At 59.4% G+C, this 16,473-nt stretch carries 14 protein-coding genes and 3 pseudogenes; 11 read left to right on the top strand and 6 right to left on the bottom strand.

The genetic code is table 11. The features are described 5' to 3' along the window. The 3 genes and pseudogenes from KBY78_RS08115 to KBY78_RS08105 all read left to right on the top strand — a co-directional run. On the top strand, nucleotides 1-346 hold a 346-nt coding region (locus KBY78_RS08115; RefSeq protein WP_255143166.1), incomplete at its 5' end, for a DUF2227 family putative metal-binding protein. Between the two features lie 34 nt (nucleotides 347-380). Further along, nucleotides 381-908: pseudogene (locus tag KBY78_RS08110) on the top strand (MazG nucleotide pyrophosphohydrolase domain-containing protein); the annotation flags it as partial. 28 nt (nucleotides 909-936) lie between these two features. After that, nucleotides 937-1,428: a Dps family protein gene (locus tag KBY78_RS08105; protein ID WP_197171051.1), complete on the top strand. Its 492-nt coding sequence runs from the start codon at nucleotides 937-939 to the stop codon at nucleotides 1,426-1,428. On the opposite strand, the gene KBY78_RS08100 is transcribed toward KBY78_RS08105, so the two are convergent. The 5 genes from KBY78_RS08100 to KBY78_RS08080 all read right to left on the bottom strand — a co-directional run bounded on the left by KBY78_RS08100 (nucleotide 1,364) and on the right by KBY78_RS08080 (nucleotide 9,128). Next, nucleotides 1,364-2,431, bottom strand: a complete 1,068-nt coding sequence (locus KBY78_RS08100; protein WP_255143165.1) for a cache domain-containing protein — start codon at nucleotides 2,429-2,431, stop codon at nucleotides 1,364-1,366. The genes KBY78_RS08105 and KBY78_RS08100 overlap by 65 nt on opposite strands. Further along, nucleotides 2,428-3,879: an ABC transporter substrate-binding protein gene (locus tag KBY78_RS08095; RefSeq protein WP_255143164.1), complete on the bottom strand. Its 1,452-nt coding sequence runs from the start codon at nucleotides 3,877-3,879 to the stop codon at nucleotides 2,428-2,430. The genes KBY78_RS08100 and KBY78_RS08095 overlap by 4 nt, the downstream gene beginning before the upstream one ends. Before the next feature lie 265 nt (nucleotides 3,880-4,144). After that, nucleotides 4,145-5,137 (bottom strand): AEC family transporter, encoded by a 993-nt coding sequence (locus KBY78_RS08090; protein ID WP_255143163.1) that lies wholly within the window; start codon nucleotides 5,135-5,137, stop codon nucleotides 4,145-4,147. Between the two features lie 5 nt (nucleotides 5,138-5,142). Further along, on the bottom strand, nucleotides 5,143-7,041 hold the full coding sequence (locus KBY78_RS08085) for a lactate racemase domain-containing protein (protein ID WP_255143162.1): 1,899 nt from the start codon (nucleotides 7,039-7,041) through the stop codon (nucleotides 5,143-5,145). After that, nucleotides 7,038-9,128: a SpoIIE family protein phosphatase gene (locus tag KBY78_RS08080; RefSeq protein WP_255143161.1), complete on the bottom strand. Its 2,091-nt coding sequence runs from the start codon at nucleotides 9,126-9,128 to the stop codon at nucleotides 7,038-7,040. The genes KBY78_RS08085 and KBY78_RS08080 overlap by 4 nt, the downstream gene beginning before the upstream one ends. A gap of 251 nt (nucleotides 9,129-9,379) precedes the next feature. On the opposite strand from KBY78_RS08080, the pseudogene KBY78_RS08075 reads away from it, so the two are divergent. Continuing rightward, a pseudogene (locus KBY78_RS08075) lies at nucleotides 9,380-10,405 on the top strand (CTP synthase); the annotation flags it as partial. A gap of 53 nt (nucleotides 10,406-10,458) precedes the next feature. On the opposite strand, the pseudogene KBY78_RS08070 reads toward KBY78_RS08075, so the two are convergent. Then, nucleotides 10,459-10,518: pseudogene (locus KBY78_RS08070) on the bottom strand (hypothetical protein); the annotation flags it as partial. Nucleotides 10,519-10,883: 365 nt separating this feature from the next. Between KBY78_RS08070 and KBY78_RS08065 the strand changes: the two are divergent. The 7 genes from KBY78_RS08065 (at nucleotide 10,884) to KBY78_RS16290 (ending at nucleotide 16,081) form a co-directional block, all read left to right on the top strand. After that, the gene (locus tag KBY78_RS08065; protein WP_255143160.1) at nucleotides 10,884-11,252 is read left to right on the top strand and encodes a putative quinol monooxygenase; all 369 of its coding nucleotides are present in this window, start codon (nucleotides 10,884-10,886) and stop codon (nucleotides 11,250-11,252) included. A 229-nt stretch (nucleotides 11,253-11,481) separates the two neighbouring features. Beyond that, nucleotides 11,482-11,667, top strand: a complete 186-nt coding sequence (locus tag KBY78_RS08060) for a hypothetical protein (RefSeq protein WP_255143159.1) — start codon at nucleotides 11,482-11,484, stop codon at nucleotides 11,665-11,667. Nucleotides 11,668-11,955: 288 nt separating this feature from the next. Next, complete coding sequence (locus KBY78_RS08055; protein ID WP_255143158.1) at nucleotides 11,956-12,171, top strand: hypothetical protein; 216 nt, start codon at nucleotides 11,956-11,958, stop codon at nucleotides 12,169-12,171. A 5-nt stretch (nucleotides 12,172-12,176) separates the two neighbouring features. Continuing rightward, the gene (locus KBY78_RS08050) at nucleotides 12,177-12,473 is read left to right on the top strand and encodes a transposase (RefSeq protein ID WP_255143157.1); all 297 of its coding nucleotides are present in this window, start codon (nucleotides 12,177-12,179) and stop codon (nucleotides 12,471-12,473) included. A 343-nt stretch (nucleotides 12,474-12,816) separates the two neighbouring features. Continuing rightward, the gene (locus KBY78_RS08045; protein ID WP_255143156.1) at nucleotides 12,817-14,316 is read left to right on the top strand and encodes a HAMP domain-containing protein; all 1,500 of its coding nucleotides are present in this window, start codon (nucleotides 12,817-12,819) and stop codon (nucleotides 14,314-14,316) included. Nucleotides 14,317-14,320: 4 nt separating this feature from the next. Further along, a complete protein-coding gene (locus KBY78_RS08040) occupies nucleotides 14,321-14,761 on the top strand; it encodes a PP2C family protein-serine/threonine phosphatase (protein WP_255143155.1) in 441 nt (146 codons plus the stop codon). Between the two features lie 357 nt (nucleotides 14,762-15,118). After that, nucleotides 15,119-16,081, top strand: a complete 963-nt coding sequence (locus tag KBY78_RS16290) for a carbonic anhydrase (protein WP_255143154.1) — start codon at nucleotides 15,119-15,121, stop codon at nucleotides 16,079-16,081. The last annotated feature ends 392 nt before the right edge of the window (nucleotides 16,082-16,473 follow it).

Below are 16,473 nucleotides of genomic sequence, written 5' to 3'. Positions count from 1 at the left end.
CCCCCGCCCAAATGCCACCCGCCGCTGGGGCCTGCTACGCTGGCTGTGGTGGCCCTACCGGCGGGGTCTGTCGCACCGCTCTCTGATCTCCCACAGCCCCCTGATCGGCACCGGCGGGCGGCTGCTCTACCTGGCGGCCTGGATCCTGCTGCTGGCCCTGCTGCTGCAGCCGCTCGGCAGTCCAGCGCCGGCCAGGCTGATGGAGGCCGCTGCGCAGCTCTGGCACGACCAACGCCCCCTGCTGCTCACGGCCCTGATCGGCCTGGAGGCGAGCAGCTGGCTGCATCTCCTGCAGGACGGCGACCCGATGCCGCGCCTGCCACGGATCCTGCGCCGCAGGAAATGAGAGGGTTTGGGAGTTCCGCCCCAACCCTCTCGCGATGCACCCCGATCCCCAGTCGTGCCCGCCGGGCTCCGGCGCCGCCCCAGACCCGAGCGACAGCCTGGCCGCCCTGGCGGAGCTGATCGCGGTGGTGGATCGGCTGCGTGATCCGGAGCACGGCTGCCCCTGGGATCTGGAGCAGACCCACGCCTCCCTGGTGCCCTACGTGCTCGAGGAGGCCCATGAGGTGGCCGATGCCATCCGCCATGGCGACGACCGACATCTGGAGGAGGAACTGGGGGATCTGCTGCTGCAGGTGGTGCTGCACGCCCGCATTGCCAGCGAAGAGGAGCGCTTTGATCTGGCAGGGATCGCGCGGGGCATCAGCGCAAAGCTGGTCCCCCGCCCCCCCCACGTGTTCGAACCACCGGCCGACCCTGCCGCAGGCAACCGGGGATCAGGCGGCGACAGCGCCGCCGTGACACGCACCTGGGAGGCGATCAAGGCCCAGGAAGCCGCAGCCACCGAGCCGAGCTCTTTGGCAAGCAGCCCTGCCTCGGCCAGCCCCCTGAGTGACCGCCTGGCCGCCTGCCAGACCTTCGCCTCCCTGTGCCATGACCACCGCTTCCAGCAACCCAGCGATCGACATCGGCATCCCTGAAGCCACGCGGCGGCAGATCGCCGACGAGCTCGGCCGCCTGCTGGCCGACAGCTACGTGCTCTACGGCAAGACCCACGGCTTCCACTGGAACGTGACCGGTCCGATGTTCAACACGCTCCACCTGATGTTCATGGACCAGTACACGGAGCTCTGGACCGCTCTGGACGTGATCGCCGAACGGATCCGCGCCCTCGGCTTCCCCGCCCCGTTCGGTGGCGCCACCTTCGCCGGCCTGGCCTCGATCGCTGAAACCGAAGGTGTGCCGCCGGCCCTGGCGATGGTGCGGGAGCTGGTGAGCGGCCATGAGGCCGTGGCCCGCACTGCCCGCAAGGTGTTTGCGGTGGCCGACGAGGCCAACGACCAGCCCACCGCAGACCTGCTCACCCAACGGCTGCAGATCCACGAGAAGACCGCCTGGATGCTGCGCAGCCTGTTGGAGGGCTGAGGGCCACCAGCCAGACGAGGAGCAGAACCAGCAGATTGCCGATCAGGAAGACCAGCCTGGCTTCCCGTCGGGCCGGCCCATAGGTGTCGCTCTGCTGGGATTCCACCAGCAGAGCCATGTTCAGAGGTGCAATCCAGCGGTAGACACCGATCACCGGCAACCGCTGATCGTTCAGATAGTTGCTGCGCCCTGAGAAGCCATCCAACGCATGAAGAATCCCTTTGCTGTACAGGGCATTCAGCGACAGCTTGTCCGACTCATTGACGCGCTGCGGGCTGAGGGTCGTGGCGGTGCGTAGACCGGTGTAACCCACCAACCGCACGCGATAGGGTTGCTTCGGTGTGGGTGAACTGCTGATCATGCGGTCGAGTTCCTGCAGATCCAGCGTCACCGCCAGCACACCACGGCGGCGGCTGGAGTGAGACGACGCATGGTGACGTTCCGCCTCGAGGTGATGTTCCACCTCGATCGGAAGAGCGGCGGTGATGGTGGGCAGACCGGTGGTCACATCGGTGTAAAGATTGAGCGGCGCCGTAGCGAGCTCGGCATGCTCCAGAAAGGTGGCGTTGTTGGTGAGAGGTTGATAGCGCCCCACCCGACCGTGATCTGTGGAATAGAGAACGATGCCACCATTGCTGAGCACGGAGGTCAGCCTGCGGCCGTAGCGACTGCTGGCGAACAGCAGGTCCAGCGTCTGGAATGGCGCTGAGAGCAACTGCTGATGCCTGCGTTGCCGCGGCTGCTGCAACAGTGCCAGGGCAGCATCATGGAGGCGGTCATCTTCGATCTGCTCCCAAATCTGAAGGCGTTGGCGCTGCAGCCAGTGCTCCACCTGATGCTGACGGAGGTCAGCGGTAGCCTCCAGCTTCGCCAGCTGCTGCCGCTCCAGGGCCTGACTACGGGCAAAATAAACCAGGAGCGAAAGGGCACTCACCAGGGTGACTCCCATCACCCCGGTGACCACCACGGCTTTGGTGATGGAGGGACGGCGCCAGGATGTCATCCCCACTGCTCGAAGATACGGCGGATTGAGTTGATCGCATCTTCAGTTGCCTGGCCGACGGGAATTTTTTCCTTGACGATTGCATGGATGGCCAACCCCCAGACATTCTGCTTAAAGACCTCACTGTAAGCGGGATTGAGTACGATATTTGACTCACGCCGTCGCTCCAGAATCTGAAGGGCCACCCGCAGGTGGGGATCCTGCGGATTACTCCAGACAGGGCTTTTCAAGAGCGGGCGCAGCACGGGCAGGAACCGCCCCTGCCCCCCCTGCAGGAATCGATCGGTGTTGTCAGGCTGCAGGAAAAAGGACACAAAATCCCTGGCCAAATCAAGATCCGGACAGGCCTTAAGGACCACAAGTTGCTTGACGGACAGAATCGCCTCCATGGGTTGTCCATCGAGACGCTGCGGCCATGGAATCGTTCGGATACGCTCGTAATAGGTGGTCTCATCCGCAGTCTGCGACCCTGGAATCGAAAGTGTCGGATTGACAGTCATCAGCGACAGACTACTGAGAAAGCTGATGTTGTTGTCCACATCGGACCACTGGCTGGCATCCGGGGGAACGAATCCTCCCAAGTAACTGCTGGTGTAATCACTCAGGGCTGCAGCAATACGTTCGCGCACCCCCTGATCCTCCACCTGCAGGCGCCCTTGGTCATCAAGGAGAGCGGCACCATGAGCCTGCAAGAAATATTCAAAGATGTTAGATGTATCACTCGCCAGGGGCGACATCGGCAGGCCGACTCCATAGACATCCGTGAAGCCCTTCAAGCGCAGCAGAGGTTGTGCATGCTGCCAGAACAACCAGAATTCTTGCCAGGATTGGGGGATTTTGGGCGGCAGGTCTGGACTCGTGTCCAGCTCGGCAAGCAGATCACGCCAGTAGTGAATGTTGCAGGCTTGCTGGGCGACGGGCGCGGCATAGATCCCACGCTGCCCGGTGAGATTGTTGCGATAGCTCACCGCCTGCACAACCCCTTCCACCAGCTGGCTGGTCAAAGGCTTCAGCTGGGCGCTGAGGTCGGCGAGCATCCCCTTCCAGGCCAGCAGCGGCAGGACAGTTTCATTGAGCCCGTAGCCATAGAGAATGTCGGGCTGTGGGCCACCCCGCAAGATAGAACTGGCCTTGGCTTCAATGGCGCTCTCACTGAAGAAGCTGAGATGCACCCTGCCTCCACTGCGCTGCTGCCAGTCACTGACGATGGCCTCGATCGCATCGGCTTCCTCTGGGTAATAGCCCTGGGACCACCAGATCTCCAGCGGACGGCCGCTACGGATCAGCGAGCTCGGCCCTTTGGACCGACAACCGGCCAGCAGCATGGCACCAGCTCCCAGGCCAAGCAGCTGCCGGCGGCTGAGGCGACCGCGCACAGGCCGGGAGCCTGCCCTGGCAGAACTGCGCTGGGGGGCTTGCCGCTCGGGGTTGGACATGGAGATGGTCATCGCGAGACGGACGGAATCACCTGGAGCGGTTGCCCGCAGAGCGGCAGCCAGAGCAAGGCCTGGCAGGCCACCCCTGCTGGAGAGCGGGGAGGCCTCGGCACAGAGGGTCTGGGCCGGGACTGGACTACCCGGCGAGGCCGAGCCGCCACGCAAGCAGAAGCCACTCCCATTCCAGGCAGCTCTTGTCGTGGGATAGGGCGCAGACTAGGGCTACGGTTCTGGATCAACCGCGCCCCCTGAAAGGACCTGCAGACGACCTGCTTGCTCATGACCAGCTGGTGAAGGCCACGACCCACAGTGGAACGGTGAACACCAGCAACAGGGTGCTCAGCCCAACGGCGGCCACCACCAGATCCCGGTCGAGCCCATAGCGTTCGGCCAGTACCACGGTGGCAACGGCGCAGGGCATCGAAGCCTGCAGGATCAGCACCAGGCGCGCGGGACCATCGACACCGAAGGCCGTGAGGCCGGCTGCGATCACCAGAGGCACGATCAGCATCTTGATCAGTACCGGCCGCATGGCGATATCCAGGTGATCCCAGGAGCTCAGCTGCTGCAGGCGGATCCCCATGAGCACCAGGCAGAGCATGATCGACAGCCAGGCCACTCCCCCCAGGAGCGTCAGCAACTCCCTGGGCAGGGGAACGGGCCGCAGGGCCAGCCCGAGCGTGAAGGCGTAGAGACTGGGATTGCGCAGCACCTCCCGCAGGCCCTGCTGCCAGAAGGGCACACCGGTGGGTGCATCGCCGCTGTGCATGCTGGCCAGAACCAGCCCCAGGACATAGGCGCCGAAAAAAGTGCCCAACACGTCATAAAGTACGGCCCAGCTGAAATAATCTGGCCCCAGCTGAGGCAGAAAGAGAATCACCGGAAACCCCAGATAACTGGTATTGCCGATGTAACTCAACAGCAGCAGGCTGCCCTTCTCCCCGGGGCTACTGACGCGCGTGGACACATGCAGAGAGGCCCAGGTGATGACGATCGCCAGCAACATGGCCATCCAGGCCACAAGCGGGGCGATGAACACCGAAAGAGACAGATCGGCAGCGCGAACGAAGTTGACGACACAGAGAGGAATGCCAACCAGGAACAAGTAGCGGCTCAAAAGCTGCGGCAGGCGCTGAGCCTGCCGCAGGGCTCCTGCGAGTACCGGTCGGCGAGCAGAGCCGAGGCGCGCCAGCCCGAGGCTAAGCAGATAACCCAGGGCTACAGCCGTGAAAATCGGCAGGTAAACAGCCCTGCCGATGCTGATCAGCATCTCTATCACGGAGCCCTCAGCAGCACAGGCTCCTGGATCAGAGCCGCTCCCGGCCCAACCCCGTCCGGCAACAGACGCTGATGGGCCGAGTAACAAAGATCGAGAGCCTCAGAGGCAGTCATCCGACGTAAATCGATGCAAGATAATCCCAGAATATCGACATGGAAAGGAGCATTGACGCCGACATCGGCGCGCAGAGATGGAGAGAGAAACTCGCTCAGGTCAGGGCTGAGTTCCTCGAGATAGGTCTGCACCGCAGCATTGTCGGTGGCCACCACCAGATGATCAAAACGCTGCAGGATCTGAAGCAACCGCAGCACCCGTTGTCCCCCTTCCCCCAGGCCGCGGAACAGCTGCTGCCCCATGGCCTCGCGCAGCCTGTCGAGGGCCTGGCCATGGGCCTGGCAAGCGCAGAGGCGCCGCAGATCCAGCAACAGCTGACCGTGGCGGCTGTGGGGATGGGTCTGGCTGCGTAGCAGGCGTTTCAGCTGCGCCATCAGCGCTCTGCCGATCGGGGCGGGCGTGTCAGCGACGTCAGCCTGGCTGGCCTGCTGGATCTGCTCGAGCAGACCTTCGAGGTGACTGAACATCGCGTCCTCACCACTGACCAGCCGCAGATGGTTGTGCCAGCGGCGCAGGCAGGCCTTGCGAACCTGTTGCCGCAGCCGCTGCAGTTCGCCGGCATCGGCGACCGAACCCAACCGGCGGCGCAGATGGGGCAGTTGCTCGCGCACACAGCTGGCCAGCACCTCGAGCTGCTCCCAAGTGCCGGCATTGCCGACGCCGCCATGGTTGCGGGATTCCAGACAGGGATTGAACAGCAAGGCGGTCCTGGGAATCGGACGGGGGCAGAGGAGTGGGGTGCTGGTGCTGTGCGCACTGCAGAGGAACTGCAGGGCCCTCGCTCCGGCCAGGATATCGGTGGCCTTTTTGCGCTCCGCATCAGCCACCACGAAGTGCAGAGGTCGCTCGAGTCGGCAGCTGCGATCACTCACCATCAGGCGATGCAAGGCCTGCCGGTCCGCTTCCCGCTGGCCGATCCAGTACCCCTGCAGGCTGCTCTCAGCGGGGTCAGTGCTCACCAGCGAGAAGCCCCAGGGGGCACAAACGGCGCGGCAGTCAGGTGCCTGGGCCATGGAGGACAGCAGGGCCTCGGCGTAGTGATCGAGCAGCTGCACGAAGCGACCAGCCGGATGATCAGGACGGGTGTCCCCATGGGTGAGCACCTCCAGGCAGTGGGTGCGCTTGATCACGGCCATATTCCCCAGGCCGATCACCAGCATCTTGTGCAGTCCGCCGCTGCCGCAGCGCCCCTCGTAGGGATGCAGCTCGGTGTCACCCGCCACAAGGGTCAGATGGCTGCACCAGAGCAAACGCGGGAGATGCAGTTCAATCGTGCCACCCTGCGGCTCGCCGGGTTCCACCAGATCGGGGACCGACAAGCTGATGCTGGGGAGCGGCTGAAGAGTGGTCTGCTGCAGCAGGGGCACCGCTCTGGCCTGCAGTCTTGAGAGGCGCTCAGCCCCGATCAGGGTGCGGATGTCGGCTGGTGCCATCGGTGGATGGCTCCCCAGCCCGAACAGAACGATCAGCCGGATGTCATCGCGCTGCGACGACAGTTCCAGGGCGGCATCGAGCGACAGACGTGCAGCCCGGAATTGCCGTGTCTTGTCGGGCAGAACCAGCAGCAGACGCTTGCGCCGCTGCGGAATCTCTGAGAGCTGGGCAGCCAGGGTGGCGATCAAGCGCTGGCGCACCTGCAGGGGGTCGAGCTGGGGCAAGGCCTGCCTCCGCGGCAACAGCTGCTGGCAGCCGGGAGGCAATTGCAGCCACTGGCTGGGATCACTACTCAGGCGCACACGGGTGGGCTGATGGGTCTGCGATAGCAGAAGGGACGCACTCATAGCAGCCGCATCACCATCACCGTCATGTCATCGAACTGGGAAGCGCTGGCGATGTGGGCGCGCACGCTGCTGCGGATGTGATCGGCGATGGCCGACGCCGACAGCTGGGGCGGCAACTCCTGCAGGCAGGCCTCCAGCCCATCGAGGCTGAAACTGGTATCGGTTGGCGAGCGGGCATCGCTGACGCCATCGGTGTAGAGCACAAGCACATCCTGCGGCGCCAGATCGCAGGAGCCAGCGTGATACTGGGCACCGGGGAAGATCCCGATTGCTCCTCCACCACCGTCCAGCCGGGTGATGCCCTGGCGATGCATCAGCAGGGCTGGCTCATGACCTGCAGAAATATAAGTCAGGCGATTGACAACCGGATCAAAACATGCCAAAAAGACCGTCGCGAACATGACCGCATCTGAATGGTTAGTGGCCATGTATTCGTTCACGGAAGTTAGCACATCGCTGAGCATCTGAGCCGGATCGCGACGGCTGCCGGCGACGCTGATCTGATAACGGATAAGACTGCGGAACACCCCCATGAACAGAGCGGAAGGAATACCTTTGTCGCAGACATCAGCCACGACAACATAGGTCAAGCCATCAATACTCAGCGCGTCATACCAGTCGGCGCCAATTTCGTAAGCGGGCTCGCCGAAAGCAGCCAGATCAATATGATCATCCGAGGGCAGATGATCGACCAGGAAGCTGCGCTGAATCTGCTTGGCCGTATCAATCTGCTGATCGGTCGAAGCATGGGCCAGGGCCTTGGCCAAAAGCTCCCTGAGACGACCTCCCGTGTCGTTAATGCTGCAGTAAAGTTCACCGAGCTCACCGGGGTAGACACCCGGAAGCTGCACATCGAAATCGCCATTACTGATGGCCTTGATCGCCATTCCCGCCTTGCCGATGGGCCGCACCATGTGATCACAGATGATGTAGAGGGCAATGGTTGTAATCAAAAGCGTAGCCAGCTGAACAAGCAGAAGATTGCGAAAATTTCGCTTCAGCGGCGCATAGATTGTATCCTCATCAACCAGCTGGACGCTGCTCCACTGATCACTGATGCGACTGGTGAGCATGTAGAAAACCGCACCATCTACCTCGATACGACCGAAGGCCTTCTGGTCGCCCTTCTGGTTGGCCATCTTCACGAATGGACCCCATGGACTGGTCAGAGCCTTGCGTGGGGAGAGCAGAGATAGATGGCTATACCGATCAACCTGGTCGAGTGGAAAAACGAGTTTTCCTTGACGACTCAACAAGAAGAAGGCCTGACCCTTCTTATCGCCGCGCTGCATTTCGATGAGATCCACATTGGTCCCGCCCGCCGCCCTGCGCATGTTGTTGGTTACGAAGATAAGACCGGAATCAGCACCGATCCTTGACATGGGAAGGCAGAAAGACAGCACTCCAACCACCCTGGATGCGACCAGCTGGGACCGACTTGGTAAGGCGTAGACCGGCTGACTGGCCAACAGGCAGCTTTCCAGGCTGGCCTTCTGTTGCACAGCAGATACCTCGAAGGAGAATCGACCCTTCAGTGCCTCCTGAAAGCCGGGATCCTGCAGGATGCGAAGCTCCTGCAAGGGGATATTAGGCATGGAGCCAGTATGTGAAAGCAGCTTTCCATCCGCTCTCCAGAAGCGCCAGTAGCGGTTTGGGGTGCCTTCATAGACAGACTGCAATATGCGATTGGCACGTTTTGGATCCAGCGTTCGGATCTCCGGGTTCAGGCTCAGGGCCCGAAGGGTCGTCTTGATCCGGCTCTCCCAGAATTGAATCTGGCTGTTAAGAAGCAAGGCGCGCTCGCGCAGAGAGCTCTGGCGGTAGCTGATCGCTCGTTCGGTGGTCACGATGAGCACGATGGCGTTGCCCACCGTGAAGCAGGCGAGCATGGTGATCACCACCCGAACCAGAATGCGGATCCGCAGACTGTCGCGGGATTTACGCCACTGCAGCCGCCCCCGCTGCATCCTTCCTGCCAGCAGCTTTGCGCTGCTGGCAGTCAGTGTGGCCGCATGATTCAGCCACTCGCCGCGGGATCCCTTCTCTTGACTGGCGACTGCCTGATCGGCCACTTCTTTTTCACCCAAGGTAACGCGGGCTGGCCCGTTGCCTGCGGAGCCTTCCAGGTACGGAAATGCACCGCCTCCCTGGCCCCTGGCAGGCTCCCTGGAGAGCGGACAGACCGGATCAGCACGGCCATGCGAGAGTGGGAGGTCGCCAGGCCTATATGTCCGCCACTCCCTCTGCCCCCGATGCAAGCCGCGACGGGGCCGGTGGTGCCGAGGGCAGCCGTTCGTCCCCTGGCTGCAGATCCAGGCACAGCACCAAGTTCGTCTTCGTGACGGGGGGCGTGGTGTCAAGCATCGGCAAGGGGATCGTGGCCGCCAGCCTCGGGCGGCTGCTCAAGAGCCGCGGCTACAGCGTCTCGATCCTCAAGCTCGACCCCTACCTGAACGTGGACCCGGGCACGATGAGCCCGTTCCAGCACGGTGAAGTGTTCGTCACCCAGGACGGCGCCGAGACCGACCTCGACCTGGGCCACTACGAGCGCTTCACCGACACCGCCATGTCGCGCCTCAACAGCGTGACCACCGGCTCGATCTACCAGTCGGTGATCAACAAGGAGCGCCGCGGCGACTACAAGGGCGGCACCGTGCAGGTGATTCCCCACATCACCGGCGAGATCCGGGAGCGCATCCACCGGGTGGCCGCCAACAGCGGCGCCGATGTGGTGATCACCGAAATCGGCGGCACCGTGGGCGACATCGAGTCGCTGCCGTTCTTGGAAGCCATCCGCGAGTTCCGCGGCGACGTGGGCCGCCAGGATCTGGCCTACGTGCACGTGACCCTGCTGCCCTACATCGGCACCTCGGGCGAACTCAAGACCAAGCCCACCCAGCACTCGGTGAAGGAGCTGCGCTCGATCGGCATCCAGCCCGACGTGCTGGTGTGCCGCAGCGACCGGCCCTTCAGCGACGACCTCAAGGCCAAGATCGGCGGCTTCTGCGGTGTGCCCACCCGGGCCGTGATCCCCGCCCTCGATGCCGACAGCATCTACGCGGTGCCGCTGGCCATGGAGCACGAAGGGCTGTGCCGCGAGGTGCTCGATGTGCTCGGCCTCACCGACCACCCCAGCGACATGGAGCGCTGGCAGGAGCTGGTCACGAAACTGCGCAACCCGGGCCCGGCCGTGAAGGTGGCCCTGGTGGGCAAGTACGTGCAGCTCAACGACGCCTACCTCTCGGTGGTGGAGGCCCTGCGCCACGCCTGCATCGATCGCGACGCCTCCCTCGATCTGCACTGGATCTGCGCCGAACAGATCGAGGAACGCGGCGCGGAAGCCCTGCTGCGGGGCATGGATGCGGGCACTACCTCCCCCTGCAAATGCCAATCCTTCCTCCATTTGTAGAGGGTCATCACGTGGATGCCCAGTTCCTCGGAGATCTGAGTCACGCTCTGCCGCTGTGGCGGACCCATTCGCTTGCGGACATCAGCCTTGACGGCCTCGCTGTAAAGACGCATGGCACTGCTCCATCAAGCCCCCAGTGGTTGAAAATGAACGGGATCGAGAGGTGTCAACTTTCCATTCAAAGAGGGGCATGCGAGGCACAGGAGGCATGAGTCGACTATCAGTCGGCCCTGCACCCGGATCGCCTGGCACGGTCGTCGGCTGTCCTTAATGATCACGTTGAGGAATTTCTTTCTTTTTTTTTTGGGGGGGGGGTGCCCATTGGCGGTGCCGTCAAAAACATGATGACGGCACGCAAGCGACTTGATGAAGCAATGCCACAAAAACAATGACAGACGCAGGCCGGCAATCTATAAAGTGAAAAACTATTTACATGAAAAGACTCGACAGCTGCATCAGCGTTTATCCGGCATTTCAAATCAAGCCAGGCAGAGAACAGGACATTCGCGCCCTGCTTCGAGTGATCATCGAACGCGCAGAGAACGAGCCGGGCACAGAAATCTTTAGCATGGCCTACTTGGAGGACAAGCTCTTTTTAAGAGAGAGCTACACAGACATTGAAGGGTTCAAGGCGCATCTTCAAAGCGTGGGCGATATTATCGGTGATTTTTTCTCGATGTTGGTACTCGAAGACCTGTACGTCATTGCCCCCGCAAGCGCCATCGATGAGATGAATGCCTTGATGAAGTCAATGAATATGCAAGCAGGCCTTTACGCCCTTGAAGGTGGTTTTGCGCGCTAGTAGTCTGTCGCGCATCGATCGCCGCCCGCCCTCTCTATGGACGCCCTTGAATCCTCCCAGATCTCACTGACTGCAATGGGTCTGGCCGGAAGGTCTTGGGCATGAGCAAGCCCTGGACCTTTCGGCCCCAGGGCCTATTAGAAGTGTGTCCCAGTCAGGATGGCCGGTTGCATTCCTCTGCGTTGTCCTGCGTGGGAACCGCTCTTCAGCCTTGGGATCCCAGCTCGCAATGCCAGCCACCGCAACCGATCTGATCAGCTTCCTCAAGGCGCTGCCCGATTGCCGCATGCGCCGGGGGAGTCGCTTCCCGCAGTGGTGGATGCTGCTGGTGGCGATCCTCGCGATCCTGAGTAACCAGGGCTCACTGGTGGGAATGGAGCGATTCGCCAAGCCGCAGGCTTCTCCGCAGGAGTAGCGCCACCGCCAGACACTTAACGAGCTGCTGGGCACTGATTTCGGCAGGTCGCCGTCGGACTCCACGTTCCGGTTGCTCCTCGCTCAGCTCGATGTGGAGGGATTTGAGGGCCTGCTGCAGCAGTGGATGGCGGCCCGGCCTGGCGTGGCAGAAGGCTTGAACACCCTGGTCTGCGACGGCAAGACCCGGAGGGGTTCGATCGATGAAACTGCTTCTGGCGCAGCGCGTTATGGCCTCCGGCCGACTGCGTCTACATTGCCTAGGTGAGCCTCTACTCCAACAGCCTCGGTGTGGCCAACGCTTCTCTTCGAGAAGGCTGCGCCTACGCAGAGGCCTGGAGGCTACGCCCAGAGCACCTACGCCACTGATGCCGGTGGAGAGATCCAGACCCTGCGCAAGCTGCTGGATCGTGTTGAGCTCGATGGGGTGTTAGTGCAGGCGGACGCCCTGCATGCCAACCGCCCTTTTCCCTCGACCTCGAACAGCGTGACGCCGACTTCCTGATCGCAGTGAAACACAGTCGCCGCAAGGGTTTTCAGATCATCAAGGATCGACTGACCTACGGCAGGCGGCGCGCTGGCGCCAGGGCCTTGCTGCAGCACGTGCGTGATCGCTGGAGCATTGAGAACAGCTGGCATTGGCCTCGCGATACCCAGCTCCGAGAAGACGCCCACCGCTACCGCGAGGAGAACGGCGTTCAGATCCTGCCCACGCTCAGAAGCATGGCCATGAATGCACTGCGGCTGGATGGGTTCTGGTCCATCGCTGAAGGTCTTGCCGCTCTGTCGCACGACATTAAGGGATGACTGCGGCTACTGGGCTGGCAAGAGCCACTGCAGCCACTCGCCTCTGGATAACTTCTAATAGACCCTGACATCAGGGCCATGCAGCCACAGCGACCAGAAAACTCAATTACGCGAAGGAGCACAGGCGCATAGTAACATTATGAGGAAAACGAGTCAAAATCATAAACAACCCCATTCATTGAGACTCGTCAGCCTCCAAGCAGAGCGTTCAAGCTCAAACTAAGATAATCGCCTAAGTCATCGCATTCACAATGATCGCCAGCCAAAAATGATCCCCAGAAAATGGCACGAAATTATAAACTATTTCAGGGCTCTACCTCGGCCAAGGTCTCTGAGGAACCAGTTGATTGCAAGCGTTTGGCTGGGCGTGGCCTGTATCTTGATCCCATCTGAAATATATGCCGTACGGCGAGATCGAGATTACGCCACTGCCGCCACCGACCAAATACTTTTGGCCGAAGGAAATCTGGCTGCAACCAACCTGCAAAGATGGGAAAGAGGTATTAATGAAACATTGCATCTAGTAGCCACCTCACCGTCCATAAGACGGCTAGACCAGCGGGAGAGCCAGGAAATTATTAACGAAACTTCAAAAATATTTCCCCATCGATCCATACGGTTATGGACATGGGGAGGAGATCTTCTTGCCTCCCCGTCAAAAGCCGTACATGTCGACAAATCTTACATCCTGGCTAGGCCTTTCTTTCAACAGGCTAGACAAGGCAAATCGGCGCGGGGGGTATACGAAAATTGCCTGACAGGACGATCATGCTATTTAGCCAGTATACCCGTATTTGCGGCAAATCTCAAGCCGCTAAGTACACCATCTGCGAAGCCGATTGGAGTTCTAACGAGCGCGACTCGGCTGGAGGACACAGGGGCGGACTCAGGATTAGAGAGTGAAGTTCAACACCTAAGAGACTTAAACAATCTTATTTTAACGGGCAAGCTTACAGATACCAAGAATCAATATCCCTCACTGCAAAACAAGGAATTCAACGGCTTTGAGGTGCTAATGGTAAGCAGGAATGGTAATGTGATTTTTCCGCTGAGCAACCGCAATAACAGTATCTCTCTTCTAAGCGCTAGCGAGATAGCCAATGGACCTTGGGGGCCAATGGTCAAAGCTGCCCAGCAGTCATCGCAAAGAGGCGAATTCAAGGAGATCGAAGCAGAAAGGCGCTTATTTTTAGCCTACACAAAAACAATAGATTCCAACTGGAGCATAATCGCAGTAAGAGATAAATCATCTATCACGGAAATGGTGCAAGATCAAATTATTGAGAGCTCTATTAGAGCGCTCATAATTCTTGGGCTAATTACATTATTGATCATGATTGCTAGTCGCAACGCTGCCAGGCCAATTCAAGTCGCTGCTAGAGCTGTGCGGGAATTCAGGCTTGGTAATTTCGACACCGAGATAACCTCTAATCGCACTGATGAGATAGGTGAATTATACAATGACATCAATCAGACAGGTAAAAGCTTGAGGGGCTTACTGAGCGAAAAACTCGCTCATGCCATCACCGATGAGCAGCTTCATATAGCAACAGGGATCCAGCAAGAGTTCTTGCTCCGAGTACTACCCTCCACGAGCCGGGTTGAATTGGCAGCTAGATTTGACCCGGCCTACGAAATAGGTGCTGATTGGTATGACGCGATCAACATTGGCGACGTGACATATGTTGTCATCGCCGATGTCTGCGACAAGGGGATCCCGTCGGCTCTATTTATGTCAGTATTTCGGAGCCTTCTCCATTATTCTCTTCTTGAAGTATCAAGAAACAATAAGGACGGCGCCATCTCAACTAGTCATCCAAAAATCAATCACCCAGGTAAATGAATATATGGCGGCATATCACCCAGACGTTGCCATGTTTGCTACTGTTTTCCTGGGGGCATTCGATTACAATAGCAAAAGCTTATACTATATCTCAGCCGGACACGAATCACCACTGATCTTGCGATCAAAAGGCATCACAGAGTCTCTGGAAGTCTCCGGTCCTGCTATCGGTATTTTCTCAGGAGCAAATTACATCGTCAAGTGTGCTGACTTGCGCCCAGGCGAAATGCTATTAACCTACACAGACGGCCTCATCGATACTAGAAACCCAAGTGGTGAATCCTATGGCATCGAAAGGGTCAAAACAATGCTCGCCCTAGTGGACCCTGCGATTACGACTGCTTCAGAACTCCTGGAAAGTACCATCAAGCAAGCAAATCACTACCGCGCTGATGCTGATAAATTTGACGACACGACGATACTGGTCATGAAAGTAAATCTATAGACATATGGCGAAGCCAACATGGCAATACAGGTTGATTTAACAGTGCACCCAAAGCAAGCCCCTGAGATCATAGCAATTAATATAAACAACATCGCCCAATAGGTCAATCCAGATGGACGCACTCCGCACTCATTTTCTTAGCGCTAGTCGCGTAGCCGGTTCTATGGCGCAATGAAGTTCTCGGCCCACAATAATGAACGACGTCAGTCAAAAAAATGCAAAGAAGGAATGATTTATTGCATCCTACTGTGAAATGACAAAGGTGCTGGTCGATCGGGCAGGACGGCAGATGCCAAGGTCGTTCACTACGGCTTCGTTCACCCGCTCGATCGGCAACAGTTCCAGCCCAAATCAGGGGTGTTCTGGGTCGGTGGTCGCTGGATGGCATCTTTTGATGAGCGAAAAAATTACGACATCACAACACGAATCCACTCCATGATGTGTCAGTTTATGAAGAGAAAGTCTTCGCGAAGCTTGCAAAGCTGTGCGGGCGTAAGCTTTGGCACCAAAGTATGCCGAAATCAAGCTTCGCGCTTGAATCTTCAGGCTTATTCCTTCAACCTTATTCTCGTGCCGCTTTCACGTCGCCTTCTACTTCAAGCTGCAGGGATCGCAGCAGGCTCGCTCGTGGCTCCAAAGCTGCTATCCGGTAGAGCCAAAGCTGCGGAAGCCATAGCGCCCACTCTCAATACAAGCCTCGATGCATGCACACCGCCAGGTGATCCGATAAAGGCGCTGCTGGAGAGAAACATGAAGTTTAGTAAGGTGTGGCAAGCCCTGGGAGATGGCGTTAGCCCGCGGGAACGGATGGCTCTAAAAGTCTCGATGTTCGAGGAGGGTTGTCAGATCGATCGATTAGCGCTGGCTGAAGGCCAGCGCCCATGGGCGGCTCTGATCAGCTGCGCAGATGCCCGAGTAGCGCCCGAATGGATCTTTTCAGCCGGCTCAGGTGAACTATTCCAGGTGCGTGTGGCAGGCAACAGTGCCTTTGACGACGGCATTGCCTCTCTTGAATACGCGGTCGCCGTCCTTGAGGTACCACTGATCCTGGTGCTGGGGCACAGCGGCTGCGGCGCAGTTAAAGCAGCCATGAGCACAGCACCGCTTACGCCACTGCTGGAAGACCTGGTCAAGCCGATCCGCTCATCTCTGAAGAGCAGCGACGATCTCACCCAAGCGATCGAGGGCAATGCACGCTATGCCGCCGGCCAACTCACCAAGCGCAGCGCTGTGCTGAAGGAGGCTGAAGCGAGTGGCAAAGTATTGATCAAGAGCGCCTTCTTTGACATCAAGAGCGGAGAAGTAAGCTTGCTCAACTAACGCATTAAATGGAAAGACAGCATCAATAAATGCAGTAACACGTGTTTGCATGGTGCCGGCAATAGCACCAGTAATAACTTTGCTGCTGCTTTCAGCCAATGGGATGAACGCATATCTCTAAAGACGCTCAAGCCTGCATGCATGGCGGATAAACACCCGATGTTCTCCCGGCAAGCAGGCCTACATCTACGTCACCGGTGATTGCGCCACCCACGGCTGCCAGCGGCCTCTCCATCAGGGCCTATTAAAAGTCTGGCCCAGTAGCCCTGGCTGATCCTGTCAGCATGGGATTCGGTCCACGGGAATGGTCCTTTTCCCATGCCCGTCTCTTCCGATCCAGGCCAGCTTGACGCTCCTGCCGATCTGATCACCCTGCTGCAGGCCTTGCCCAG

This window comes from Synechococcus sp. EJ6-Ellesmere (assembly GCF_024345875.1).
Taxonomy (GTDB): Bacteria; Cyanobacteriota; Cyanobacteriia; order PCC-6307; family Cyanobiaceae; genus Regnicoccus_A; species Regnicoccus_A antarcticus.
The sequence above is the reverse complement of the archived record's forward strand: the minus strand, read 5'-3'. Positions and strand labels throughout refer to the sequence as shown.

Excerpts from the sequence above, each read along its gene's own strand:
- KBY78_RS08105 (WP_197171051.1), top strand. The coding sequence starts at position 937 with ATGACCACCGCTTCCAGCAACCCAGCGATCGACATCGGCATCCCTGAA.
- KBY78_RS08100 (WP_255143165.1), bottom strand. The coding sequence starts at position 2,431 with ATGACATCCTGGCGCCGTCCCTCCATCACCAAAGCCGTGGTGGTCACC.
- KBY78_RS08095 (WP_255143164.1), bottom strand. The coding sequence starts at position 3,879 with ATGACCATCTCCATGTCCAACCCCGAGCGGCAAGCCCCCCAGCGCAGT.
- KBY78_RS08090 (WP_255143163.1), bottom strand. The coding sequence starts at position 5,137 with ATGCTGATCAGCATCGGCAGGGCTGTTTACCTGCCGATTTTCACGGCT.
- KBY78_RS08085 (WP_255143162.1), bottom strand. The coding sequence starts at position 7,041 with ATGAGTGCGTCCCTTCTGCTATCGCAGACCCATCAGCCCACCCGTGTG.
- KBY78_RS08065 (WP_255143160.1), top strand. The coding sequence starts at position 10,884 with ATGAAAAGACTCGACAGCTGCATCAGCGTTTATCCGGCATTTCAAATC.
- KBY78_RS08060 (WP_255143159.1), top strand. The coding sequence starts at position 11,482 with ATGCCAGCCACCGCAACCGATCTGATCAGCTTCCTCAAGGCGCTGCCC.
- KBY78_RS08040 (WP_255143155.1), top strand. The coding sequence starts at position 14,321 with ATGGCGGCATATCACCCAGACGTTGCCATGTTTGCTACTGTTTTCCTG.